The 24,238-nt window shown below is 64.2% G+C and carries 21 protein-coding genes and 1 pseudogene; 11 read left to right on the top strand and 11 right to left on the bottom strand.

Going from position 1 to position 24,238, the window contains the following annotated elements; genetic code table 11:
• Positions 1-14: 14 nt before the first annotated feature.
• The 8 genes from CXY72_RS06825 to CXY72_RS06790 all read left to right on the top strand — a co-directional run bounded on the left by CXY72_RS06825 (position 15) and on the right by CXY72_RS06790 (position 10,947).
• Complete coding sequence (locus CXY72_RS06825; protein WP_158252508.1) at positions 15-1,382, top strand: DUF58 domain-containing protein; 1,368 nt, start codon at positions 15-17, stop codon at positions 1,380-1,382.
• A complete protein-coding gene (locus CXY72_RS06820) occupies positions 1,375-3,759 on the top strand; it encodes a DUF3488 and transglutaminase-like domain-containing protein (protein WP_104126939.1) in 2,385 nt (794 codons plus the stop codon). Before CXY72_RS06825 ends, CXY72_RS06820 begins: the two co-directional genes overlap by 8 nt.
• Positions 3,760-3,796: 37 nt before the next feature.
• Positions 3,797-4,369: a DUF177 domain-containing protein gene (locus tag CXY72_RS06815; protein ID WP_233197686.1), complete on the top strand. Its 573-nt coding sequence runs from the start codon at positions 3,797-3,799 to the stop codon at positions 4,367-4,369.
• 2 nt (positions 4,370-4,371) lie between these two features.
• Positions 4,372-4,575, top strand: coding sequence for a 50S ribosomal protein L32 (gene rpmF / locus CXY72_RS06810; protein WP_104126937.1), 204 nt, complete (start codon positions 4,372-4,374; stop codon positions 4,573-4,575).
• A gap of 47 nt (positions 4,576-4,622) precedes the next feature.
• Complete coding sequence (gene rnc / locus CXY72_RS06805; RefSeq protein WP_104126936.1) at positions 4,623-5,315, top strand: ribonuclease III; 693 nt, start codon at positions 4,623-4,625, stop codon at positions 5,313-5,315.
• A gap of 11 nt (positions 5,316-5,326) precedes the next feature.
• Positions 5,327-6,271, top strand: a complete 945-nt coding sequence (gene mutM, locus CXY72_RS06800) for a bifunctional DNA-formamidopyrimidine glycosylase/DNA-(apurinic or apyrimidinic site) lyase (protein WP_104126935.1) — start codon at positions 5,327-5,329, stop codon at positions 6,269-6,271.
• A gap of 326 nt (positions 6,272-6,597) precedes the next feature.
• Positions 6,598-10,245 carry a chromosome segregation protein SMC gene (gene smc / locus CXY72_RS06795; protein ID WP_104126934.1) on the top strand — a complete coding sequence of 1,216 codons (3,648 nt, stop codon included), beginning with the start codon at positions 6,598-6,600 and terminating at the stop codon, positions 10,243-10,245.
• 144 nt (positions 10,246-10,389) lie between these two features.
• Entirely contained in the window at positions 10,390-10,947 is a 558-nt protein-coding gene (locus CXY72_RS06790) for a HutD family protein (RefSeq protein ID WP_104126933.1), read from the top strand.
• A 73-nt stretch (positions 10,948-11,020) separates the two neighbouring features.
• Here the strand turns inward: CXY72_RS06790 and CXY72_RS06785 are convergent.
• Positions 11,021-11,101 (bottom strand): annotated as a pseudogene (locus CXY72_RS06785) (ferredoxin); the annotation flags it as partial.
• A gap of 314 nt (positions 11,102-11,415) precedes the next feature.
• Between CXY72_RS06785 and CXY72_RS06780 the strand changes: the two are divergent.
• The 3 genes from CXY72_RS06780 to CXY72_RS06770 all read left to right on the top strand — a co-directional run bounded on the left by CXY72_RS06780 (position 11,416) and on the right by CXY72_RS06770 (position 13,966).
• Entirely contained in the window at positions 11,416-11,850 is a 435-nt protein-coding gene (locus tag CXY72_RS06780) for a hypothetical protein (RefSeq protein ID WP_104126932.1), read from the top strand.
• Positions 11,851-11,923: 73 nt separating this feature from the next.
• Complete coding sequence (locus tag CXY72_RS06775) at positions 11,924-13,369, top strand: hypothetical protein (protein WP_104126931.1); 1,446 nt, start codon at positions 11,924-11,926, stop codon at positions 13,367-13,369.
• A gap of 120 nt (positions 13,370-13,489) precedes the next feature.
• The gene (locus tag CXY72_RS06770; protein ID WP_104126930.1) at positions 13,490-13,966 is read left to right on the top strand and encodes a hypothetical protein; all 477 of its coding nucleotides are present in this window, start codon (positions 13,490-13,492) and stop codon (positions 13,964-13,966) included.
• Positions 13,967-14,188: 222 nt separating this feature from the next.
• On the opposite strand, the gene CXY72_RS20335 is transcribed toward CXY72_RS06770, so the two are convergent.
• From CXY72_RS20335 to CXY72_RS06725, 10 genes are all read right to left on the bottom strand, one after another.
• Positions 14,189-14,317: a hypothetical protein gene (locus CXY72_RS20335; RefSeq protein ID WP_255409258.1), complete on the bottom strand. Its 129-nt coding sequence runs from the start codon at positions 14,315-14,317 to the stop codon at positions 14,189-14,191.
• Positions 14,318-14,719: 402 nt separating this feature from the next.
• Positions 14,720-15,043 carry a ferredoxin gene (gene fdxA, locus CXY72_RS06765; protein ID WP_104126929.1) on the bottom strand — a complete coding sequence of 108 codons (324 nt, stop codon included), beginning with the start codon at positions 15,041-15,043 and terminating at the stop codon, positions 14,720-14,722.
• Positions 15,040-16,440 (bottom strand): FAD-dependent oxidoreductase, encoded by a 1,401-nt coding sequence (locus CXY72_RS06760; protein WP_104126928.1) that lies wholly within the window; start codon positions 16,438-16,440, stop codon positions 15,040-15,042. The genes fdxA and CXY72_RS06760 overlap by 4 nt, the downstream gene beginning before the upstream one ends.
• A 48-nt stretch (positions 16,441-16,488) precedes the next feature.
• Positions 16,489-17,412: an ABC transporter permease gene (locus CXY72_RS06755; RefSeq protein WP_104126927.1), complete on the bottom strand. Its 924-nt coding sequence runs from the start codon at positions 17,410-17,412 to the stop codon at positions 16,489-16,491.
• On the bottom strand, positions 17,402-18,127 hold the full coding sequence (locus CXY72_RS06750) for an ABC transporter ATP-binding protein (RefSeq protein WP_104126975.1): 726 nt from the start codon (positions 18,125-18,127) through the stop codon (positions 17,402-17,404). Before CXY72_RS06750 ends, CXY72_RS06755 begins: the two co-directional genes overlap by 11 nt.
• A 77-nt stretch (positions 18,128-18,204) precedes the next feature.
• Complete coding sequence (locus CXY72_RS06745) at positions 18,205-19,617, bottom strand: sulfate adenylyltransferase subunit 1 (protein WP_104126926.1); 1,413 nt, start codon at positions 19,615-19,617, stop codon at positions 18,205-18,207.
• A gap of 3 nt (positions 19,618-19,620) precedes the next feature.
• Positions 19,621-20,682, bottom strand: coding sequence for an ABC transporter substrate-binding protein (locus CXY72_RS06740; protein WP_104126925.1), 1,062 nt, complete (start codon positions 20,680-20,682; stop codon positions 19,621-19,623).
• Positions 20,682-21,593, bottom strand: coding sequence for a sulfate adenylyltransferase subunit CysD (cysD, locus tag CXY72_RS06735; protein WP_199183974.1), 912 nt, complete (start codon positions 21,591-21,593; stop codon positions 20,682-20,684). Before cysD ends, CXY72_RS06740 begins: the two co-directional genes overlap by 1 nt.
• A complete protein-coding gene (locus tag CXY72_RS06730) occupies positions 21,590-22,384 on the bottom strand; it encodes a phosphoadenylyl-sulfate reductase (RefSeq protein WP_104126923.1) in 795 nt (264 codons plus the stop codon). Before CXY72_RS06730 ends, cysD begins: the two co-directional genes overlap by 4 nt.
• On the bottom strand, positions 22,381-24,096 hold the full coding sequence (locus CXY72_RS06725) for a nitrite/sulfite reductase (RefSeq protein ID WP_304466358.1): 1,716 nt from the start codon (positions 24,094-24,096) through the stop codon (positions 22,381-22,383). The genes CXY72_RS06730 and CXY72_RS06725 overlap by 4 nt, the downstream gene beginning before the upstream one ends.
• Positions 24,097-24,238 lie beyond the last annotated feature (142 nt).

Below are 24,238 nucleotides of genomic sequence, written 5' to 3'. Positions count from 1 at the left end.
TCATGGCGCCTGGGGTGAGAGATACCGGGCCGGCGAATGCCGACTGGTACACGCGGCTGGCGGCCCGATTTGCTACGCGTCTCACCCGGCGAGGCTGGGTCATTCTGGCCGCCGGAGTTGTACTGTTCGCCAACGCTGTGCTGGTGAACAGCCGTGACATGGTGTTCGTGGCCAGCCTGTTGATCATGGCGCCGCTCGCGGCAGCCGGCTTCGTTTCGCTCCGCCCCGCCCGGGTCGAAGTCAGCAGGGTTTTTCGGCCGCCGATCGTGTCGGTCGGCAGTGAGAGTGTGATTTCACTGCAGTTGCGCAACCTGTCGGCGACACCGCTCAGCGGTGCCTGGTGGGCCGACACTCCGTCACCCGGCGTTGAGGCGCCGGCTGCGGCCATCCTTCCCCTCGTGAGCCGGAGCGGCGCGACCGGTGACACAGTGCGCCTGGAATACTCCGTCGTGCCACGCAACCGCGGCGTCTACGATGTCGGTCCGCTCCGGGTGTCACGTCAGGACCCATTCGGCCTCGCGCACAGCGACCGACAGGCTGGTTCGCCCCACGACTTGATAGTGACACCACGCGTGACGCCGCTGCCAGGCAGCGGCGTCGCCCAGTCCAGCAACGACGGCTCGATTCGAGAGCTGTTGCGTCAGGCCACCCCCACCTCCGACGAACTCATCGCCCGTGAATACCGCCCCGGTGATGCCCTGCGCCGCGTGAACTGGCCAGCCACCGCCCGGCACGGGCAAATCATGGTGCGGCAGGAAGAGCAACGCAGCAATCCAGAGGCCCGCATCGTGCTCGACACGACCCTGGCCGGCGCGGCGGGGCTCGGCGCCGGACACGTTCCACCGCATCTCGTGACCGGTTTTGAACTCGCGATCGAGCTAGCGGCATCCGTTGGTGTGCATTTGCTCGACGCGGGCTACCGTCTCGAGGTGATCGAGCTGGGCGCCAGCCAATTGCTGCCGGGCGACCAACAGGCCCTGGGGGGGATGCACGGCGACGTGCCCGCCACTTTTCGTGCCCCCGGTGGCGATCGCGCACTGCTGGAAGCCCTCGCCGGTGTGGTGCCGGTACCGTGGCCTACCCGCGGCGCTCGACTGTCTGCCGAGCGCCGCGCACCGGTGCGTGCCGCCCTGCGTAACGCAGAGCTATCACTTCCGACATTCGCGATGCTCGTGACCGTATCCGATGCTGATGTCGAAGACCTCGTCGCCCTCGTACGTCACTGCGCGCCCGCTATAGCGTTAGTGCAGCGCACCGTGGGAGGGCAAGCCCGCGAACACCTGCAGGCCGCTGGCTGGCGCTGTGTGGAGCTTGCGGGCTCCGATGACCTGGCAGTCGTATGGAACGACGTGAGTGGGGAGCGAGGAGCCGACCATGACTAGTCTGGCCACCACAGCGACGACGAAGTCGGAGCTCCGTCCCCAGGCGCGCCCGGGGCTCCCGCCGCGGAGACCGCGCGGTCTCCGCGGCGCGCGCAGCATCGTGTCCTGGCCGCTAGCACTCAGCCTGCTGTTGCTTCTGCTCGTTTCCTGTGCGGCGCTGGCACCTCTGCTGCGCGGCAACGCCTGGTGGTGGGTCTGTGCGGTAGTCGGGTGCGCCGTATTGCTCGGCGCGGCTGTGTTTCGCCGTCTTGGATTGCCACGCCTGATTGTTCCGGTGGCGAACAGCGCGGTGCTGGTCGTCACGATGACACTAATGTTCGGCGGTGGGACTGGCCTGTTCTGGCTCATTCCTACACCGCAAACCGTCAATACTTTCACCGGGCTGATCGACGCCGGAGGGGCATCGATCGTGCAGCAGAGCACGCCGGCCGAGGTGACCCTGGGCATCCTCTTTCTGCTGGCCGGCGGCACCGGACTGATCGCGATTCTCATGGATTTGCTGGCGGTGACCCTGCGCTGGCCCGCCATCGGTGCAGCGGGTGCACTCGTGCCGCTGTTCGTGCCGGGCTTCATCATCGACGATGGGGCTGACATTGTCGCGCTTGTGGCGGCGGCAGGTGCATTTCTGCTGCTGCTGCGGGTCGACGTTTCTGGTCGTCGTGCTCAGGCGACGACGCATCGTGCGACCGGGCCGCGCGTGCCTCGGACATACCGGTCGGAGCGGCCGCACGGCGGCGCCCTCCTGATGGGATCCCTGACTATCGTGGGCGCCTTGATTCTGAGTACGGTTGCCCCGGCTTTCACTGCCGGGGGGCTCGTGACGGCTCGGCCCGGTGGATTGTTGTTCGGCAGTGGGGTGAGTCCCATGATCAATCTCGGACAGGACCTGCGTCGCCCCAAGGCTGGGCCGGCATTTCACTACACCTCGACCGGCACAGAGCAGCCCTATTTCACCCTACTCACCCTGGACGAGGTCATCGGTTTGACCTGGACGGCACGCGTCGATGGGGCGGACGAGCGCAATACCGTGGACGCTATTCAGAAGCCATTCGGGCTCGATGCCAATGTGAAGACGGTGGAAGCGTCGACATCGGTTGTCATCGACGGCGTCAACAGCCAGTGGCTGCCCGCGCCAGCACGTGCGAGCAGGATCGAGGGTCTGACCGGTCGCTGGTATTGGGACAGCCGTACCCGGGCAATCGCGAGCGTCTCGGCGAACACCCTCGGTCAGCAATATACGGTGTCGTCATTGGAATTGAAACCCACCGCCGAGCAACTGCGCCAGTCGAGCAGCGACTATCCCGCGAGCGTCGTGGGTAATCTTCAACTCCCGGTCGAAGCGCCTTCGATCATCGGGGAGACAGCACGGGAGGTGACGGCGAACACAACGTCGAACTATGACGCTGCTGTCGCAATTCAGAACTATTTACGCAGCAGTGCCTTCAGCTACGACACCGACGCGCCCGTTGAAGCCGGTTACGACGGTGGCGGAGTTGGGGTGATTGGAATGTTCCTTCAGGAAAAACGCGGCTACTGCGTGCATTTCGCCTCCGCCATGGCCGCGATGGCACGCACCCTTGGTATCCCCTCGCGGGTCTCCCTCGGCTATCTGCCCGGGGTTAAATCGCAGAATCTCGAGCAGGGACTGGGGCAGTACAACGTGGATTCCCACGACCTGCACGCCTGGCCGGAGTTGTACTTCGTCGGCGTCGGCTGGGTGAAATTCGAGCCAACGCTTGGCCGCGGCACCGTACCCAACTACGAGCAGGCAGTCGTTGCCGGCACACCGATTACAACACCCAATGAGGCCCCCGCCACGAGCGGTCCCGCCCTCAGCCCGGACCGGTTAGCGAACGATTCCGCCCTGGAACGCGGAGCCACGGCGCAGAGTCTCGAGTCCAGCAAACTGATCGGAATCCTGGGACTGAGCACACTGGGACTGCTCGTGTTACTCCTTCCGGCGGCAGCCAGACGGATGCTGCGTGGTTCGCGGGTGCGCCGCATCCGCTCCGGACGAGCCGGGGCAGGCCTCGCCTGGACCGAGCTGCAGCACACCTGTCTCGATCACGGCATACCGGTGCCGGTCACCGAGACCCCCCGGGGCTTCGCGGGCCGCCTGGAACGCCTTCGCGCCGTCGACCCTGCGCAGACGGAAGCACTCGCACGGGTACTTCTGGCTCTTGAACGCTCGCGGTTCGACCGGTCGCAAGCCTCGTCAGAAACCCTCGCCGACGACCTGACCCTGGCCCTGCGCGCAGTGCACGATGGTGCAAGTGTCGGCATCCGTTTTCGGGCACTATTCGCTCCTACCTCGCTGTTCGCCACTCTGGCTGCGGTGCTGCGCGGAGAGAGACGGGCTCGCACGATCGCCCCCTGAACACAGCGTCCAGCCAGAGCACGTAGAATTTACGACCGTGACTAAGTTCAAGAAGACTCCGTACACGGTCGACGTGCGTGACCTCATCAACCGTCCGGGTACCCTGCACGAACGCCACCTCGACATTGAGGTTCCCGACGACCTGGGTGCCGGGCTCGTAGTGGTGACAGCCGGTTCGATACTGTCGACCGAGCTGCGACTCGAGGCGATGCACGAGGGAATCCTGGTCAGCATCGAGGTGTACGCGCGGGCACTCGGCGAGTGCGGCCGGTGCCTGAAAGACATCGACCTGCCGGTTCGAGTTCAGTTTGCCGAGCTTTTCGGTTATCCTCAGGAGGAAGCTTTCGAGTTTGAGATTCTAGACGACCATGTCGATTTGGAATCTTTGATCCGGGACGCGGTAGTGTTAGCACTTCCGTTCCAGCCGGTATGTCGGCGGGACTGCCCAGGTCTTGACAGTGAGACCGGACAGCCGCTTGACGAATTGCCCGAACTCGTTTCCGACGATGCGCTCGATCCCCGGTGGTCAGCGCTGGCGGGGTTCACGGCTTCCACAGACAAAGACATGGGTGCGAACATCCATGTTTCAGACAGCAGAGAAGAGAAGTAGTCATGGCAGTTCCGAAGCGCAAGATGTCGCGTTCCAACACCCACTCGCGTCGCGCGCAGTGGAAGGCCACGCCTCCCACCCTCGTGAAGTCCATGGAGGGTGGCAAGGTCGTCTACAGCCTGCCGCACCGCGCCAAGGTTGTCACCGACTCCACCGGCACCCCGTTGTTCATGGAATACAAGGGCCGTAAAGTCGCTGACATCTAAGTCACTCCTTTTGAAGAGGCCGGAACTCGGTCGATGAAGGTGTACAGATGAACAACGTACGTACCGAGCGGTCGCCCCTGCTGGCGACCCTCGGAGTACAGATTGAGTCGGTGATTCTGGAGCTTGCTCTAACTCACCGGTCATTCGCGTACGAGAACGGCGGTATTCCCACAAACGAGCGTCTTGAATTTCTCGGTGACTCGATTCTGGGCCAGGCCGTCACGGTCATGCTGTACCGCACCTACCCCGACCTCGACGAGGGTCATCTGGCCAAACGCCGGGCCAGCCTGGTATCAACGGCGGCCCTCGCTCGGATCGCCCGAGGTCTCGGACTGGGCGAGTACATTCGTCTGGGTCGTGGCGAGATCCTCACCGGCGGGCGCGATAAAGCGTCGATTCTGGCCGACACCGTTGAGGCGCTCATCGGGGCCACTTTTCTGAATGCCGGTGGCGAAGTCGCTACCGCGTTCGTGCTGCGCCTGATCGAACCCCTGATGGCTGAGCCTGGTCACTTCGGTGTGTCGATGGACCCGAAAACGAGCCTGCAAGAGCTCGCGGCCACCGCCGGCGTGGGCATTCCCGTCTACACGCTCGAATCGAGCGGTCCTGATCACGCGAAAATTTTTGTCGCGACCGTAGCGATCGGTTCCGCCGTGACCGCCCAGGGAATGGGTCCGAGCAAGAAGTTTGCGGAAATGGCCGCGGCGCGCGGCGCCATCGACCAGCTGAACGCGCTCTAAAGTCTGACGAAATGCCGGAACTTCCCGAGGTCGAGGTCGTGCGTTCTGGTCTTCAGCCGGCGGTAACCAATGCTGTGGTCACCGGGGTGGAGGTCTTCGATGAACGTTCTCTGCGCCGGCACGCTCCCGCGGGCGGGGCGTTCGCTAAGCAGCTCGTAGGGCGGCGAATTCTCGCAGCGGTGCGTCGCGGCAAGTTTCTGTGGCTGCCGCTCGAGAGCGGTCGGGCACTCGTCATTCACCTCGGTATGAGCGGCCAGGTGCTGCTGCGGGCGCCGGGGGCGGCCGATGATCGCATGTTGCGCATCCGCTTGACGCTGGAGCACCCGAGCCGCGGAGAACTGTGGGTCAATTTCGTCGACCAGCGCATTTTCGGAAGCATGGCCGTCGACACGATGGTCGCCACCGGCGACGGACTTCCCGGCGGCTATTCCGGTATGACCACAGCGGATGCCGTCTGGCAGAACCACGTTCCCGGACAGGTTGCGCACATCGCCCGCGACCCGATCGACCCATCGTTCTCGCCCCGCGCCTTCTTCACCGCGCTCGCACTGAAGAAAACCGGCATTAAACGGGCGCTGCTCGATCAAAATCTGATCAGCGGCATCGGCAATATTTACGCGGACGAAGCGCTGTTCGCCGCGCGGATCCACTATGAGCAGCCCGCTGCGTCGCTGTCGGGCGCCAAGGCGTCAACGCTGCTCGCGGCCGTGCGCACTATTCTGCACCGCGCTCTGGCCGAGGGCGGCACCAGCTTCGACGCCCAGTATGTGAACGTGAACGGGCAGGCCGGCTACTTTGCACACAGCCTCGAAGTCTACGGACGGCAGGCCAACCCGTGTTCGCGCTGTGGCACGCTGATCGTGCGCGAACAGTTCATGAACCGCGGCTCGCACTTCTGTCCCCACTGCCAGCGGTTGTCCCAGCCGCGCCCTGGTCGGAAAGGCTCGCCACGCTGAGCTGGGGCTGTGGCAGCACGCGGGTTTGGGGTCTAGCGCGACGTTCGGATAGTGGGAGTCGATCGTAGCGAATTTCTTCGCATCGACGACGTCATGCAGCGCGACCACCGCCTCAGAATCGGGCCGGCTGGGCGGTAGCCGGCTCAGCGAAATGACGACTTCTGCGATCGAGAAGGACCTCATCTGCGTCGCAGTAATCCGAGCGACCGCAGTGTTCACGCCACACTGTGCGATCAGCGGATGTCCCGACCAGTGTCGGTGGGTCACGGTAGCGTTGAATCGACGCCGAGACGTGTATTCGCGGCCGACAATCGAAAGGGTTTCTGGTGTATTTGAAGAGCCTCACCCTCAAGGGCTTCAAATCGTTCGCGCAGCCGACGACGTTCGCTTTCGAACCCGGCGTCACCTGCGTTGTAGGCCCGAACGGCTCGGGTAAGTCCAACGTCGTCGACGCGCTGGCCTGGGTAATGGGCGAGCAGGGCGTGAAAACCCTGCGCGGCGGAAAGATGGAGGACGTCATCTTCGCCGGCACGTCGACCCGCGGTCCGCTCGGCCGGGCCGAGGTCATCCTCACCATTGACAACACCGACGGCGCCCTGCCGATCGAATACTCCGAAGTCACCATTTCGCGCGTATTGTTTCGCAACGGCGCGAGCGAGTACGCCATCAACGGGCGCACCTGCCGGCTGCTCGACGTGCAAGAACTGCTCAGCGACTCTGGCCTGGGCCGGGAAATGCACGTCATCGTCGGGCAGGGACAACTCGACGCTGTACTGCGTGCGAGCCCGGAGGAACGCCGAGGTTTCATCGAGGAGGCCGCCGGCATTCTCAAACACCGGCGCCGCAAAGAAAAGACCCTGCGCAAGCTTGATGCGATGCAGACCAACCTCACCCGGTTGAGCGACCTTGCCGGGGAGATTCGGCGCCAGCTCAAGCCGCTCGGACACCAGGCCGAAATCGCCCGGGAAGCGCAGACGATCGCTGCCATCGTCCGCGACGCGCGCGCCCGACTGCTCGCCGACGACGTCGTGGCGCTGCGCACCGCGCTCGAGGTCTATGACCGCACCGAGAGTGAACGGCACACCGAGCGGATCGTGCTCCAAGAACAGCTCTCGCAAAAACAGGACCGAGTGCAGCGGCTTGAGCTCACTCAAACCGGCGATGCCGTCGACCTGGCTCGCCGTACCAGTCACGCCCTCGAGTCGGTGCAGGAACGCCTGCGTGGACTGTTCACCCTCGCCAACCAGCGCCTGGCCCTGCTGGGGTCGCCGATGGAGTCGACCGGACTCGTATCGAGTGTCACCCCGACGATGCTGGCCGAGGCCGCCGATGAAGTTGAGCGGTTGCGTGCGGGCATTGGGACAGCCCAAATCGCCTCAGACACCGCGCGAGGGCAGAGTGCGGCGGCTCGGTCGCGGCTCGACGCGGTCGACGAAGACATTGCGGCGCAGGCAGCACTCGTCTCTCGCCACGACCTCGAAATCTCGCACCTGACCGGCCAATCGGAGGCGGGGGCGTCGCGGCTTACTGCCGTGCGCGGTGAGCAGTTGCGGCAGCAGAATGCGCACGGCGACGCGATGGACCGCAGCCGAAAAGCACAGCAGCAGCTCGATGAACTGCCAGCGGCCGTGCCCGCCGGAGAACTCGACCCGGGCGACCTCTCCGAGGCTTTTGAACTGGCGCAAACCGCGGTGCAGCACGTTGAGGCCGAGGTGGAGCGCCTTCGCGATGACCTCCACCGGCACGAACGGGAACGCGACGCCCAGGCAGCCCGACAGGGTGCGTTTTCCCTCGCGCTCGATCAGAAAGATGGCTCGTCGGCGGTGCTGGCCGCGCAGCTAGCGGGCATTCGCGGCCTCGTGGCCGACCACGTGCGAGTGCAGCCGGGGTTCGAGGCGGCGATCGCTGCGGCGCTCGGTTCCCTCGCCGACGCCGTGCTTGCCGACAACCGCGACGCCGCACTCGCCGCGATCATGCAGGCCGAACGCGACGACTACGGGCGGGTCGAACTGATCGTGGCCGATGCCGTGGCCGTGGCCGTGGCCGATGCCGATGCCGATGACCCATCAGTGCCAGTTGACGAACTGGGCGCGCGGGTGGGCATTCGCTGGGCGAACTCGGTCATCGACGGCCCGGCCGGCGTACGTGGGCTGCTCGCCCAAACCGTCATCGCCGACGATCTCGCCGTGGCCAGCGCCGCACAACTGCCGAGTGGCCTCACCCTCATCACCCTCTCCGGAGAGGTGCTGAGCCCGTGGGTCGTACGCGGAGGGTCCGGCGCCAGACAGAGCAGGCTCGAACTCGTCGCCGAACGCGATGCCGCCGCCGAGAAACTCGCAACTGTCACCTCACAGATCGAACGCGTGCGATTCGACTTCACCGAACAACGCACACTGCTGCAGGCGCACAAAGAGCAGTCCGTCAGTGCACGGGCGGCCCTGCGCGACTGTGAAACGCGGCTCGCCACCGTGGCCGAACGGCGTGGGCGCCTCTTGGTGCAAGCGGACGCCAGCACCGCCGACGTCGATCGGGTCTCTGCCGCGTTGGGCCTCGCAAGCAGCGCCGTCACCGAAGCGGAGGCCGTCGCCGGACGGGCAGCAGCCGCCCTCGACACTGCCCGGTCACGACCACGGCCCCTCCTTGATGTGACCCTGCGCGACGCGCTCTATACCGAACTTGAGGCCGCTCGCGAGACCGAGGTCGAGACTCGGCTGCAGGGAGAGACCGCCCGCGAGCGGGCGCTCGCTGGCGAAGCGCACGTCACGACCCTCACCCATCGTCTCGAGGCCGACCGCGCCGCCGCCGCCGTCGCGGCTCGCCGCGCCGTCGTTCGTCGTCGCCAAGTGGATGCCGCGTCCCGGGTCGCCACGGCACTTCCGGCCGTGCTCGCCGCGGCGGAGCGTTCCGTCGCCGAGGCGAGGCTTCAACTGGCGAGCGCCGAAACCGAACGGGCCAGCCAGAACATCGAACTTCAGCAGTTACGTCGTGACGAGAACGCCCTGCGCGAGCGGCTCACGTCGATCACCGAGAACGTGCACGGCCTCGAACTCGAGATCTACGAGAAGAAACTGCAACTCTCGGCCTTGCTCGAACGCGCCGGAAGCGAACTGGGGCTCACCGAAGACGTGCTCGTCGCCGAATATGGGCCCGACCAGGCCATCCCACCTGATGGTACGGGTATCGGTGCCAGCGCCCGGGACAGTGTTCGGGACGAAAGCCATACCAGCGAAGACGGTGCCAGCAAAGACGGTGCCAGCGCCCATGACAACGCCAGCGACGGTATCCGCTTCGATCGGGCCGAACAACAAAAACGGTTCGCGGCTGCTGAACGCAAGCTCGGTCAGCTCGGCCGGGTCAACCCGCTCGCCCTTGAAGAGTTCGCGGCGCTCGAGCAACGGCACCGGTTTCTCACGGAGCAACTCACCGACCTCACCGAGACCCGCAGCGACCTGCTGACCATCATCGCCGACATCGATGAAAAAATGCAGACCATCTTCTCCTCCGCATTCGATGACACCCAGGCGGCCTTTGCCGAGGTGTTCCCGGTGCTGTTTCCCGGCGGCAGCGGCAGCATCTGGCTCACCGACCCCGATAACGTGCTCACGACCGGCATCGAGGTGTCGGTCAAGCCGGCCGGAAAAAAGATCGAACGACTGTCCCTGCTCTCCGGCGGCGAACGCTCGCTTGCCGCCGTGGCGCTCCTGATCGCCATTTTCAAGGCCCGCCCGAGCCCCTTCTACATCATGGACGAGGTCGAAGCGGCCCTTGATGATGCCAATCTCGGCCGGCTGCTGACCATCTTTGAAGACCTGCGCGAAACCAGCCAGCTCATCGTCATCACGCACCAGAAACGCACCATGGAGATAGCGGATGCCCTCTACGGTGTCAGCATGCGGCAAGACGGGGTCAGCGCCGTCGTGGGCCAACGCGTCGGCGCCCGTATCGATCAGCAAGAGCGTGCTGCAGCGTCCTGACCGCTCGGTGTGTGCCGAGAGTTCGGTGCTCGTGGACAGATCGGTGTTCTAGAACTTCCCAGTGGTGGACTAACCGCGGCCGCCAGAGCGCAGCGCTTGAGTGCGAACTGGTTTCGTGTCGTCTGCTGACCTAAACTTGAAATCATGCGCATTATTCGATATAACGCTCTTCGGCCCGCACCTTGGCGCAACGGCGGCGGCACCAGCCGCGAGGTAGCATCTTTTCCCGATGGCGCGGTGGACATCGACTGGCGAATCAGCATCGCCGACGTGACCGCAGCCGGCGACTTCTCTACTTTTCCGGGGGTGGACCGCATCCTCACGGTGATCGAGGGAGAGCTCATGGTCGTGACCGTCGATGGCGAAGAGCACGCCGTGGAACAGTACCGGCCATTCCGGTTTTCCGGTGACAGCGTCACCAGCGTCGCCTTGCCGGTCGGCGACACAAAAAATTTGAACGTGATCGCACGACGGGGAGCGTTCAAGGGCTTTCTATCGATCGTCGAGCTGTCGAAGAAACGCCCCCACCCGGTGTTCAGTGACCAATTCGCCCTGCTGCTGAAGGGCACTGCCACCGCCATCGCCAGCGGTGAGGAGGCCAAATTGAGTGTCCTCGACACCGTGCGCGGCGACGATCCGGCCCCGGAGGTGCTCGGACGGGGATTCCTCGCCGTCATCACGCTGGAAGCGGTTTCGGCCTGACAGGCTGCTCGGTATCCGTGATGTGAAGACCAGCAGATGCGCCACTTCTTCTGCGGTCGTACTGCGGAGATGACGGGTGGTTCTCGGCCAGCACGCCGACCTTTCCCGCGCCGCCGGGGGAGCCGATGTCGTCGAAGAATGCGACATTAGCCTTGTCCTCGGCATGCTTTTTCATGGCACTGACGCGCGTGTGGCACGCCCGAGTCGTTCCAAAGCGAAATTCCCAACCAGACCCAGTTCGGGGGCGATTCTGTCCAATGAATGAATTCATCTCTTTGCGCAACGTGGGCGCATTCTCGCGGCAATCCTGCGAATATCGCAGGGAATGCATTGAATAGTGCGCCGTGGAGGCGTGAACAGCTCAGCCAGGGCTGCCCCGTGGAGAAGGGCAGCACAGACTCCACAACGTAGCATCACAGAATGCCCCATTTACCCATAAAAACCCGCTCGGCCCTATGCGTAGGAGTTGTGAGCCTGCTCACCGTTATGAGCTTGAGCGCGTGTTCAGCAGCCTTGGCCGCGGAGCCGGTGACGACCACTGACGGCGTAGTTGTTAGCGCCGTGCAGCTCGGCGACGTCATCCCCTATTACGACGCAGTCAATAAGGAATCGAAGGAATGGTGCGTCTACGGCCTGACGGCCAAGAACGAATCCACGGAGGATCAAGGTGATGACTCCAGCCTGGACCAGTACAACGCCGGTTGGGATGAAGTTACTCGCTTCGCGCAAGAGGCAGACGTCGACTTGGGGGATCTGCTCGATGACTATCCGGAACTCATGAAGGAAAAGCCTCTCACCGCTGGCGATTCCGTGAAGTGGTCCACCATCTTCGAGTGCACTGGAGAGGACGAATTTGAGGACTACCTGGCCGGCCAAGAGTCGACCTACTTGGTCGCTCGGTAACACCCCTTCGCTACTCATCCTCTCGCTCGGCCTGTGATGCACTGGCTGATTTACTCTTAGGCAACGTCACACCATGAACCTCCGACGAATTCTTTGCACGCTGCTCGTTGGCGCAGTCTGCACGGTGGGCCTGACGGCCTGCTCTCCCCAGCGCGCCCTCACTCTGGCCGGCATCGCGATTGAGAAGCCGACCGACGTTCTCGTGGCGATGGACGAAACGTTCATCGCCACGGTGACACCCAGTGGCGGGACCGCCGTGAGCATCCCAGACGACGCTCGCTGCTACTTTCAGGCGGCGGACAACGACGCGGTTTCACCGACCGCTCTCTGTGGCCCTATTTGGTACCTGGGTGATGATGAGTTCACATGGTTCAGCCAAGGCCTCGACATCGACGGTGAGGGAATCGTTACGGCCGAGGTCGGTTCGCCAGGTGCAATCGTTGATGACGACAAGGCACTTTTTCGCACCGACGGTCAGGCGTATGACGACGACCTCGAGATCGCGGAGCCAGCTACGGCGAACAATGTCAGTAGCGGGGCAAGCGTGCAGCTCGCCTCCAGATCGACAGGCGTGAACGACCTGCTCGACACTGAAACTGCAGCCGACTTTGTTGCGGCGTCGGCGGCGGCACTCATCACGCCGGACTTCACGTTTGGCGTGCTCGGCGGCGGCACCTCGCCGCGAGTCGGGGACGCTGCGGCGCGCTACGCCACCACTGACAAGAACGAGTTTGCTCACATTGATCTGTTCGTGTTGCCCACGCAGTCGGCCCTGACCGTAGACGGGGAATACCCCGCTTTAGAAGTCGCGGCAGACGAGATCCGATACCCCGTAAAGGCTATCGATTTCGGGACTATTTTGACATCGGGCACGGCCGCGGACGGTGCATTTGGAGTGTCTATACCGCGCGGCACCAAGACGCTTGATCTCATTGTGACGTACAGAGGACTCGAGCAGACCATCAATATCGACCGGATGGCGCGCAGTAGTACCACCGCAAACGCGTACTACGACGGTCGCCAGTCGACCTTTTTGGAACAGGCGTATCCCGAGTCCGCTGTAGATGCTGAGGGGTTTTCGCTGAAGATCTCCGGCGAAAGTATTGCAGCACTGCGGTCCCCCTTCGAGAACGCTATCTGGGCCGAGGAAGGGCAAGTGTGGGTTCGAACAACGCTTTCGATGTATGAGGGGGGAAGCCTCCTGCTGTGGCCCGGCAAAAAGAACCAGGCTGACTACTACGACGATGTTCTCTCCGCCGCGACATTGACGCTTACCGACGAGTCCGGTGGTTTGTTCACTGCTGCCGCCACAACGGTGAACGCCGAGGACCTCGTGGTTACGTCTTATTTTCAGGTACCGGAGCAATCCGAAGGATTTACCTTGGGTGGGACCATGCAATACGATCTAACGCTGCGGCTTTACAACGGGGTGACCCCGAACAATGCAGATGCACCACGTAGTTCGACCGTCGATATCCCGGTTCCGGTTTACAAAGTCACCTTCGGCAAGGGGCAATAAGACTCTATCTGGGGTGCTCGTTGTACTGGCCACGAGCGAGTAGTTGCGCATGCTGACGCAGATGCGCTGACTCTTAATTCTTGTTGGAATTGCCGCGATATAGGTGACTTCGCGGATCGAATGTTTCGCGCCTATGCCATTTGGTGGAAGACATTTGCATCGTCGAGCGTTTCAGGTAAGTTTCTTCTTCCAACGCTCAACATATTTATTCTTGTCGTTGGAATCGGAGCCGTGCTCGGTAGCCAGGCCGTAGGAGTCTTGGGTACGAGTGCCTCGGCAGCTGCTGCAATTGTCGTTGGTGTTTACGTTGGAAAGCAGCAGAATAAGTACGTTGAGTCGGTCGTTTGCCGTATAACGACCGTTATTGGTGCGGACCTTGTTGATCGCTCGGTTACCGGGACCTCCGACTTTTCGACTATTTCTGTTTCTCCCTTTCCGATCGAAGCAATGCTGAACGTCACGGCACTTTCCGACTCGCACCATCGCTGCGCCCAATTCGCCCCCGAATACGAGCTGATCGATCTGTCGGCGACTGGCGTCACGTTGGTACCGGTGACTTCAGATACTCGTGAACTGCGCACAAGCATTCTGCAATAGTCGCCGCATCGCGCGCCGGTAGAGCAGGATCTACCCGCGCGCCGCCGGCCAACGGGCTGGCCGGCGGGGTCCGAGCGGTGAGTCATCCGGCACCATGTGCACTTCGACACCACTTTTGATGGACCGACCCTCCGCCGAATCATGTTCATGGATGGACGTGGTGTGGGCTTCACCCTTCTTGTGCGCGGTTGCACTACTGACCTCTGCCATAGTTCAGAAAATTTAGTGGAGTTCAAACGAAAACTCGTTGCCGGCGGTGGCATCGTATGCGCGGTGCTTGGCGTTGCGGCGTTCCCATTTTGGCCGGGCGGTGACGCTGATCTCGTGACCGGAAAGCAAGTGGCGTCGCATGAAACAGCGACGATAGCGCGAGACCGACGATGAGTACCGTCCAAAAGTTCACCTCGACTACACAGCCACGTACGTCCAATCGGGGCGTGCCGGGGAGGTTCTTGCGACCGGTGTGTGGTTCGTCACGATGAAGACCACGTACGACGGTCTGAGACTCAGTATTGAAGAACCCGATGGAAGGTAATCATCGTCGGGAGAATAGGACCGTGTGCGGCCGCACGGTCATGCCCGGCATCGCCCGTTATTTCTAATTGGGGATAGTTATGCCCCGCCAAAGACAAACATACTTTGACGCCCGTACTGAGCGGATTCTGCACTCAAGTTCGCCCACCATGACGATGGACGAGAGATGCAGTATTTCACTTCGAGTATAAACTGGCAGGTGTAACTACGCAATCCGACCTACTCGGCGCCCTGCGGTGGCAGTGCGGAGATGACGGGGTGGTCCTTGGCGAGGACGCCGATTTTGGCGGCTCCGCCGGGGGAGCCGATGTCGTCGAAGAATTCGACGTTGGCTTTGTAGTAGTCGGACCACTGTTCGGGCAGGTCATCTTCGTAGTAGATGGCCTCGACCGGGCAGACCGGTTCGCAGGCGCCGCAATCGACGCACTCGTCCGGATGGATATAGAGGGAGCGTTCGCCCTCATAAATGCAGTCCACCGGGCATTCATCGATGCAGGCACGATCTTTCACATCGACGCACGGAAGAGCGATCACATACGTCACAGGGCCGACAACGCTTCCACACGAGAAATGGCGACCTGTTCGGCCCGGGAGATGACCTTGATCCGCTCGCGGCCGGGGGTGACCAGATCCTGGCTGCCGAGCAACTGCTCGTGCGCGTCGAGGGCGCGCCATCCAGCCCAGGTGGTGTACTCCACGCCGCGGTCCCCGAGCAGCGCCAGAATCATATCTGCGCCCTGATCGACCGTTGCACGGGATACGAGCACCGGCAGGTCGGCCACAAGCCGGGTCACGGTCTCGAGGGCGTCGCCCTTGGTGTGCCCGATGAGGCCGACCGGGCCGCGCTTGATCCACCCGGTGGCGTACAGTCCTGCGATCGGCTCGCCGGTCGCATCGAGTACCCGCCCGCCGTCGTTGGGAATGACACCGCGCACGGCGTCGAACGGTACCTCCGTGAGCGCGCTGCCCCGGTAGCCGACCGCGCGATAGACGGCCTGCACCGGGTAGTCGACGACCTGCCCGGTCGTTCGCACCCCGCCGTCTCCGGTGTGTTCGGTGCGTTCAAAGCGGATGCCTTCCACCCGACCGTCTCCGTACACCTCGACCGGGGCGTGCAGAAAGTGCAGGTGCAGGCGACGCGAGGCGCCGAGGGGAGCCTTGGTGAGCCATCCGTTCAGCGTGCGGGTCATGATCTTGACCTGGTTGTTGCTGGCGATGAGCTGTTCGCTGTGCGAATCGGGCGTGAAATCCTCGGCATAGACCACGAGGTCGACATCGGGAATATCGGCGAGTTCCCGAAGCTCGATCGGGGTGAACTTGACCTGTGACGGTCCGCGACGACCGAATACGTGCACATCGGTGACCGGAGACCCGGCGAGGCCGGCGTAGACCGAGGCGGGAATGTCGGTGGTGAGCAGGTCGTCGGCATGCTTGGCGAGAATGCGGGCCACGTCGAGGGCGACGTTGCCGTTGCCGATGACCGCCACGTCGGTTGCATCGAGTGGCCATTCCAGCGGTACGTCGGGGTGGCCGTCATACCAGGAGACGAAGTCGGCGGCGCCGAACGATCCGGGCAGGTCGATGCCGGGAATGACGAGGGGGGCGTCGAGAATGGCGCCGGTCGCGAAAATGACCGCGTGGTAGTGCTCGCGCAGATCGGCGAGGTTCAGGTCGGTGCCATACGTCACGTTGCCGATGAAGCGGATCGTGTCGGCGTCGAGCATCTCCTGCAACGACTTGACGATGCCCTTGATGCGCGGGTGGTCGGGGGCGACGCCGTAGCGAATGAGCCCGTATGGTGCGGGCAGCGCATCGAACAGGTCGATGGCCACGGTGTGGCCCGCCTCGACCACGAGCCGGTTCAGAATGTTGCCGGCGTAGATGCCGGCCGGGCCGGCGCCGATGATAGCGACACGCAGGGCAGAAGAAGCGGGGGTCATAACGGGCCTTTCACAAGAGAACAGGGGAGAAAAGTGGATGCGCACGGTTCAACGCAAGCCGGCGGCCATGAGCCCGCGGCGGCGCAACAGGCGACGCTCGATCGGAGCGAAAAACACCAGTTCGACCAGTATCCCGACGAACAGAATCACCAGGATCGTGGCGAGGACGCCCGCGAGATCGGCCAGTTCGCGGCTCTGGTTAAGCATTGTACCGAGGCCGAATCCGATCGTACCGCCGGTCGTGATGATCTCCGCGGCCATCAGCGAACGCCACGCGAAAGCCCAGCCCTGCTTGAGGCCGGAGAAATAACCGGGCAGCGCGGCCGGAAGCACCACGAGGGTGGCCATCTCGAACCGGGAGGCGCCGAGTACAGTACCGACGCGGCGAAGCTGCGGTGGGATCTGGTCGACACCGGACACGAGTCCATTAGCGATCGAAGGGACGGCGCCCATCAGGATGACGAAGTACACCGTGGCATCGGTCAGGCCGAACCAGATGATCGCGGCCGGCACCCACGCGACCGAGGGCAGCACCTGCAGACCCGACAACAGCGGGCCGACGGTCCGTCGTACCGGGCGGCATTCAGCGAGCAGCAGCCCGATCGGGGTGCCGATGGCGACGGCGATCAGAAAGCCGAGGCCGCCGCGTTCGAGGCTCGTCAGGACCGCGAGCTGCAGGCGCTCACTCGACCATGCGCTGGCCAGGGCGCCGAACACGTCGAACGGCCCGGGGATCAGGTCCGGCCGCGGTTTGGCGATAAGTATGTAGACCTGCCAGGCCGCGACGAGGGCGACGAGCAGCAGAATCGGTGGCAGGACACCGTCGACGGTGCGGCGAAAGGCGCCGCGCGGCGTTTCGGGGACGGCCTGCAACGAATCCAGGCCAGCTTCGAGGCGACGAAATTCGTCGTGGCCGGGGTCGGATGTGTGCGGTGCGGCACGGACGGTGTCAATTCGGGCGTCAAGCGGCATTGCGGCGAATCTCCTCTCGCAGCTGGCCGGTGATCTCGTCGCCCAGACGAGCTACCTCGGGGGATTCGATTCGGCGGGAGCCGGTATCGGTGATGGTCCACTCGTTGACGATGCGGCCGGGGCGCGACGACATCAGCAGAATTCGTTCGCCCAACCGGGCCGCTTCGCGCACATTGTGGGTGACGAAGACGATGGTGCGGCCGGTCTGGCGCCACACCCGTTCGAGCTCTTCGTGCAGCAGGTCCCGGGTGATGGCGTCGAGGGCGGCGAACGGTTCGTCCATGAGCAGCACCTTGCGGTCCTGCGCCAGCGAACGAGCCAGGGCGACCCGCTGCCGCATTCCGCCGGAGAGCTCGTGCGGGCGCTTGTCGGCAGCATCGGCCAGGTTGACCAGATCAAGAAGTTCGAGTGCCGCGGCGGCCCGCTGTTTGCGTGGCACCCCGCGCAGTTTCAGGGCGAGTTCCACATTGCGCCCAGCGGTCAGCCAGGGGAACAGAGCGGCGTCCTGGAACATGACGGCGGCTTTACCGCTCGCCACGGTGACGGCGCCCTCCGTCGGCTTCTCAAGGCCGGCGATGATGTTGAGCAGGGTGGACTTGCCGCATCCGCTCGCGCCGAGCAGGCAGACGAACTGGCCGGCCTCGATCGAGAGGTTGATGTCGTCGAGCACGAGTGGGCCGGTACCGTAGCGCTTACCGAGGGACTCGATCGTGATTGCGGCTAGCCCAGGGGCGACGGCCGGTTCAGTGGTCTGCACCGGTGCTGTCACGACTGACGTGCGTGCGGGGGAGGTCACGGCGACACGTCCGACCCGGCGCCCGAGCCATCGCCGGCCCGGGTGGGCTCGCCCGGCGCGGTGACGATGCCGGCGGCGAGGGTTGCGCCGTCCTGCGGGTGAATCACGAGAAAAGCGCCTGAGCGGCGGTTCTGCACGTACCGTTCCACGGGCAGATCGCGCGATAAGCGGATGCTGGCCTGCCCGATATCGTTCACGGCCAGGTTTGTCGCCGGTTCAACGCCGAGCGTCGTCAGGTCGAGCCGACCGGTGACGTCACTGACCAGGGCCTGCACCACGGTCGTACCGAACTTCACGAGAACTCGGGCGCCCGGAGCGAGCGGGCGCGGGTCGAGCCAGAACAGGTCGGCTTCGAGAGTTCGGGTAAGAGGTGGCAGGGTGTCTAGCGCTGCGATGACGGCGCCGCGGGCAATGTCGAGATTGTCGGCCAGCTGTAGGGCGACCGACTGCGGCGCGAAGGCTTCGTCGAGAAAGACCCCGGCGAAGTCAATGCTGGTGACGGTGCTGGTGCCGCCGCCGGGTTCAACGCTGACGGTGTCACCCACCTTGATGCTGCCGCTCGCGATCTGGCCGGCATAGGCCCGATAGTCGCGGTAGGAGTCGGCGAGCTCGGGGTCCACGACGACAGCGCCCTGCGGGCGCAGCACGAGCTGAACAGGCAGCCGGAATGCCTCGGAGGCCCGCCCAGATGCGTCGAGGTCATCGATCACACTGAGCGTCTCCAGCAGCTCCAGCAGGCTCGGCCCGGCGTACCAGGGCGTGCGCTCGGAGCGGTCGACGACGTTGTCGCCGACCAATGCCGACACCGGAATAACGAGAACGTCAGCGATTCCGAGTTCGGCGGTGACGAGACGAACGGATGCCTCCACCTCTCGGTATGCGGCCTCGTCGTAGTCCAGCAGATCGATCTTGTTGACGGCGACGATCACGTGCGGTACCCGCAGCAGGGCGACGACGCTGAGGTGCCGGCGCGTCTGCTCGAGCACCCCCTTGCGGGCGTCGATGAGCATGATGACGGCATCCGCTGTGGTGGCGCCGGTGACCATGTTGCGGGTGTACTGCACGTGGCCGGGGCAGTCCGCGAGAATGAAGGAGCGCGCGGGCGTTGCGAAGTAGCGGTAGGCCACGTCAATGGTGATGCCCTGTTCACGTTCGGCGCGCAAGCCGTCGGTCAGGAGGGCGAAGTCGATGCCGCCGCTCTCGCCGCCGAAGCCGCGCTCGGTGGAGGTGCGGGTGACCGCTTCGAGCTGGTCGGCCAGGATCGCCTTCGAGTCGTGCAGCAGTCGGCCCACCAGGGTGGACTTTCCGTCGTCGACGGAACCGGCCGTCGCGAAGCGAAAGAGGGTGCCTTCGGGAGCGGCGACGATGTCGTTCTCGGTGCTGGCCTGGGGGTCAATGGTGAGGGTCATCTGTTATTCCGTTCCCAATCCGCCGGCCGAGACCGGTCCTTCAGAGCGTTCGGCCAGTACGGCGTTGAGCAGTGTCACGTTGAACAGGCCGTTTAGGTCGCCGTCCTTGGCGGTGCCGACCTTGACTGCCTCGCGTAGCAACACCGGAAAGGTCGTGGCGAGCGGGTCGACACTGAATTTCACTTCGGTCAGGGCACGAGCCAGAACATCGTCGGCGAGAGCCTTGCCGGTGTCGGCCGTGAGCTGAGCGTTGATGACGGCCGCGGCGTCGACCGGGTTCTGGGTAAGCCAGTCCACGGCGGTGACGTGCCCGTCGAGCAGGGCCCTCACCGTGTCCGGGTGCTCCTCGAGAAAGGCTTTGCGCACGAGCAGTACGGTGGTGGGAAAATCGCCGTTGTCCCAGAGGTCGGCTTCATTGACCAGAACGTGGCCGCCGCCTTCAAGCACAAGCCGGGAGACCCAGGGTTCCGGCAGCCAGGCGCCGTCGATCTTGCCGCTCTGGAACAGGGTGAGAGTTTGCGCGTTATCGCTGGGGGACACCGTGACGTCGCCGCCGCCGGTCGTGCTGGTTTCGTACCCCTCGTCGCCGAGCCAGGACCGCAGGGCGACATCCTGGGTGTTACCCAACTGCGGAGTAGCGAGGATCGTGCCGGCCAGGTCAGCCGGGCTGTCGATGCCGTCTCGCACCACGAGCGCAGCCCCGCCGCTCGTGGCTCCGGCCACGATAACGGCCGACTGGCCGGCGCTTTGAATGAACGTGTTCACGGCTGGACTCGGGCCGATGTACGCGGCGTCGATGGCGCCGGCGCTGAGTGCTTCAACGGCTGCCGGGCCAGCGCTGAAAATCTGGGTGTTCAGTTTCGTGTCGCCGAGGGCATCCGCGAAGTAGCCCTTCTGCAGCCCGACGAGCGCTGCGGCATGGGTGACGTTGTCGAAGTAGCCCAGGCGAAGTTCGGCGGCGGGACCCTGGTCGGCTGCGGGCTCGGTGCTGGCCGTGGCGGCGCATCCACTGAGCAGAAGTGACGTTCCGAGCATGAGGGCGCCCAAACGGAGCGAATTCTTCATCAGAAATATCCTTCCTTTTTGCGGTCTTCCATGGCGGCCTCGGAGATGCGGTCGTCGGCGCGGGTCGCGCCGCGTTCGGTGATGGTGCTCACTCCCACCTCGCGCACGACGTCGGAGACGGATACCGCTGCCGAGTCGACCGCGCCGGTGCAGCTCATATCGCCCACCGTGCGATAGCGCACGGTGCGAACTTCGATGGTCTCGTCGGCCCGTGCCGGGCTGACCGGGCCGACGGCACGCCACATGTCGTCACGGCGGTACACCTCACGTTCGTGGGCGTAGTAGAGCGGGGGCAGTTCGATGTTCTCGCGTTCGATGTAGCGCCAGACGTTGAGTTCGGTCCAGTTGCTGATCGGGAAGGCGCGAACGTGCTGGCCGACGGTGTGGCGGCCGTTGTAGAGGTTCCACAGTTCGGGGCGTTGGTTGCGCGGGTCCCACTGCCCGAATTCATCGCGTAGCGAGAGGATGCGCTCCTTCGCGCGCGCTTTATCTTCGTCGCGACGGGCGCCACCGAAGACCGCGTCGTGCCGACCGGCGGCGATGGCGTCGAGCAGCGGCAGGGTCTGCAGGGGGTTACGGGTGCCATCGGCGCGTTCCGCCAGGCGGCCGTCGGCGATGTAATCCTCGACCTTGGCGACGGTCAGACGTACGCCGTGCGCGGCGACGGTCTTGTCACGAAACTCGAGCACTTCGGGAAAGTTGTGGCCGGTGTCCACGTGCAGCAGCGAGAACGGAATCTTGCCGGGCCAGAACGCCTTCGCGGCGAGGTGCAGTACGACGACGGAGTCTTTGCCGCCGCTGAACAGCAGTACGGGGCGTTCGAACTCGGCGACGACCTCGCGAATAATGTGAATCGCTTCGCTCTCGAGCACGTCAAGTTCGGAGAGGCGATGTGAAGTTGCGATCGTCATAGGTGGAGCCCGCATTCTGTCTTCTCGAGGGTGGCCCAGCGGCCGGAACGGGGGTCAGCACCAGCCGCGACGGGCTGGGTGCACGGGGCGCAACCAATGGAGGGGTAGCCCTGGGAGAGCAACACGTTCACGGGAACCCGGTGTTCGGTGGCGTAGTCCATGAGCTCGTCATAGCTCCAGGCGGCAACCGGGTTCACCTTGACCAAGCCGTTGCGTTCGTCCCAGGTCACCAGCGGGGTGTCGGCGCGGGTGGGTGCTTCGTCGCGGCGTACACCGGTGAACCACAGCTCGTAGCCGCTGAGCGACCTCTGCAGCGGTTCGACCTTGCGCATCGCGCAGCAGGCATTTGCGTCGCGGGCAAAGAGTTCGGCGCCGTGCAGAGCGTTCTGCTCCGGCACCGTCGTCAGTGGCAGTACGTCGACAACCGTGACCGGCAGGGCGGCAGCTACCGCGTCGCGGGTCGCGTAGGTCTCGGCGAAGTGATAACCGGTGTCGAGAAAAAGCACGTCGACGCCGGGCAGCTGCTGCGACACGATCTCGGGCAGCACCGCGTCGGCCATGGAGCAGGCTACGGCGACAGAGCCAACGCCGAAATTGCGGGCGACCCAGGCCACGACCTCCGCGGCGGTGGCCTCACGATTGTTGGCGGCGGCCGCCGCAGCGAGCTCACTGGAACCAGCTTCGGCGAGGGCCTGAAGCTCGACGCCCGATCGACGCGGCGGCAGGTCGCGGGCGGGGGACGTGACAGCGCGGGTCTGGCGTGTCGTGGCGTTCAGGTTGACAGCGCTCATTTGAGGTCCTCCTCATCGGCGCGGTGTGCCCACTGCGCAAAAGTTTCGTCGGCGCTGCGGGCGGCCAGAAAGCGCAGCACGAGGCGTTCGACGTAATCGGTGAGGTTCTCGGCGGTGACCTTGAGGCCACGCACGGTACGGCCGAGGCCGGCTTCTTCCCGATCGACCGAGGCAAGACCGCCGCCCAGGTGCACCTGAAAGCCCGGGGTGGAACCGCCGTTGCCATCCGGCAGCAACTGGCCTTTGAGCCCGATATCCGCAGCCTGAATGCGGGCGCAGGAATTGGGGCAGCCGTTGACGTGCAGGGTGATGGGGTGCGGGGCCACGATGGTGGCGAGGCGTTGTTCGAGCTCGAGGATGGCATCCGTTGCCGTCTGCTTGGTTTCGACAATGGCGAGCTTGCAGAATTCGATGCCGGTGCAGGCGACGGTGGAGCGGCGGAACAGACTGGGGCGGGCCGACAGCCCGATCTCGTCGAGGGCCGCGATGAGCGGCTCCACGTGCTCCTCAGCCACGTCGAGCACCACGATCTTCTGGTGCGGGGTCGTGCGCAGCCTGCTCGAGCCGTAGGTTTCAAGCAGGTCGGCGAGGCGGATGAGGGTTTGGCCGGAAACTCGGCCGACGAAGGGGGCCACACCGATGTAGAAGCGGCCGTCCTTCTGTTTGTGCACACCAATGTGGTCGCCCTGCGTCTTCGGGCGTGGCGCAGCGGGCCCGTCTGGCAGGGGGTAGCCGAGATATTCGTCTTCGAGAATGCGACGGAACTTCTCGGTGCCCCATTCAGCGAGTAGAAACTTCAGGCGTGCTTTGCCGCGGAGGCGACGGTAGCCGTAGTCCCGAAAGATCGAGGTGACGCCGCGCCACACCTCGGACACTCGGTCTTCGGCCACGAAGGCACCCAGCCGTTCGGCGAAGCGTGGGGTGGTGCTGAGGGCGCCGCCTACCCACAGGTCATAGCCGATGCCGAGCTCGGGGTGGTCGACGGCTACGAGACCGATGTCATTGATCTCGTGCACGACATCCTGGCTCGGGTGGCCGGTGATGGCCGTCTTGAATTTGCGGGGCAGGTTGGCGAATTCGTCGGTGCCGAGGTACTTACGGGCGATTTCGGCGATGGCTTCGGTGGGGTCGATGAGTTCGTCGGCAGCGATTCCGGCCACGGGGGAGCCGAGGAAGACGCGGGGTACGTCGCCGCAGGCCTGGGTGGTTTCCAGGCCGACGGCTTCGAGACGGCGCCAGATTTCGGGCATGTCCTCGATCTGGATCCAGTGCAGCTGAATATTCTGGCGGTCGGTGATGTCGGCGGTGTCGCGGCCGAAGTCGCGGGAGACCTCACCGATCACGCGGGTCTGTTCGGTGGTGAGCTGGCCGCCGTCGATGCGCACCCGCAGCATGAAGTAGCGGTCTTCGAGTTCTTCCGGCTCGAGGGTGGCAGTCCTGCCGCCGTCGATGCCGGGCTTACGCTGCGTGTAGAGGCCCCACCAGCGAAAACGGCCGTGCAGGTCGGTGCCGTCAATGGAATCGAACCCCTGCTTGGAATAGATTTCTTCGATGCGGCCACGTACAGCGAGGCCGTTGTCGACCTGCTTCCAGACCTCGTTGCCGTTGAGCGGCTCGGTGCCGTCGATCTTCCACTGGCCGTTCGGGCGGGTTGAAGGCCGCGGCGGACGGGCTGCGGGCAGCTTGGTCGCGACCGGTGCGTTCGCGGCCACGGCCGTTTCGCTGTGCACCGTCTCGGATTCGTTCGGCACGTGGGCTCCCTCGGTTTGCGGCGCTGCCCCGGGGTTTACGAACCGAAGCAACGACTCTCACGCTACTGCGCCGCACGAATAGGGGCGCGGTGACCTGGTCATG

This window comes from Cryobacterium sp. Y57 (genome assembly GCF_002929505.1).
Lineage (GTDB): Bacteria > Actinomycetota > Actinomycetes > Actinomycetales > Microbacteriaceae > Cryobacterium.
Note: the sequence above shows the minus strand (reverse complement) of the source record. Positions and strands in the feature narration are given on the sequence as shown.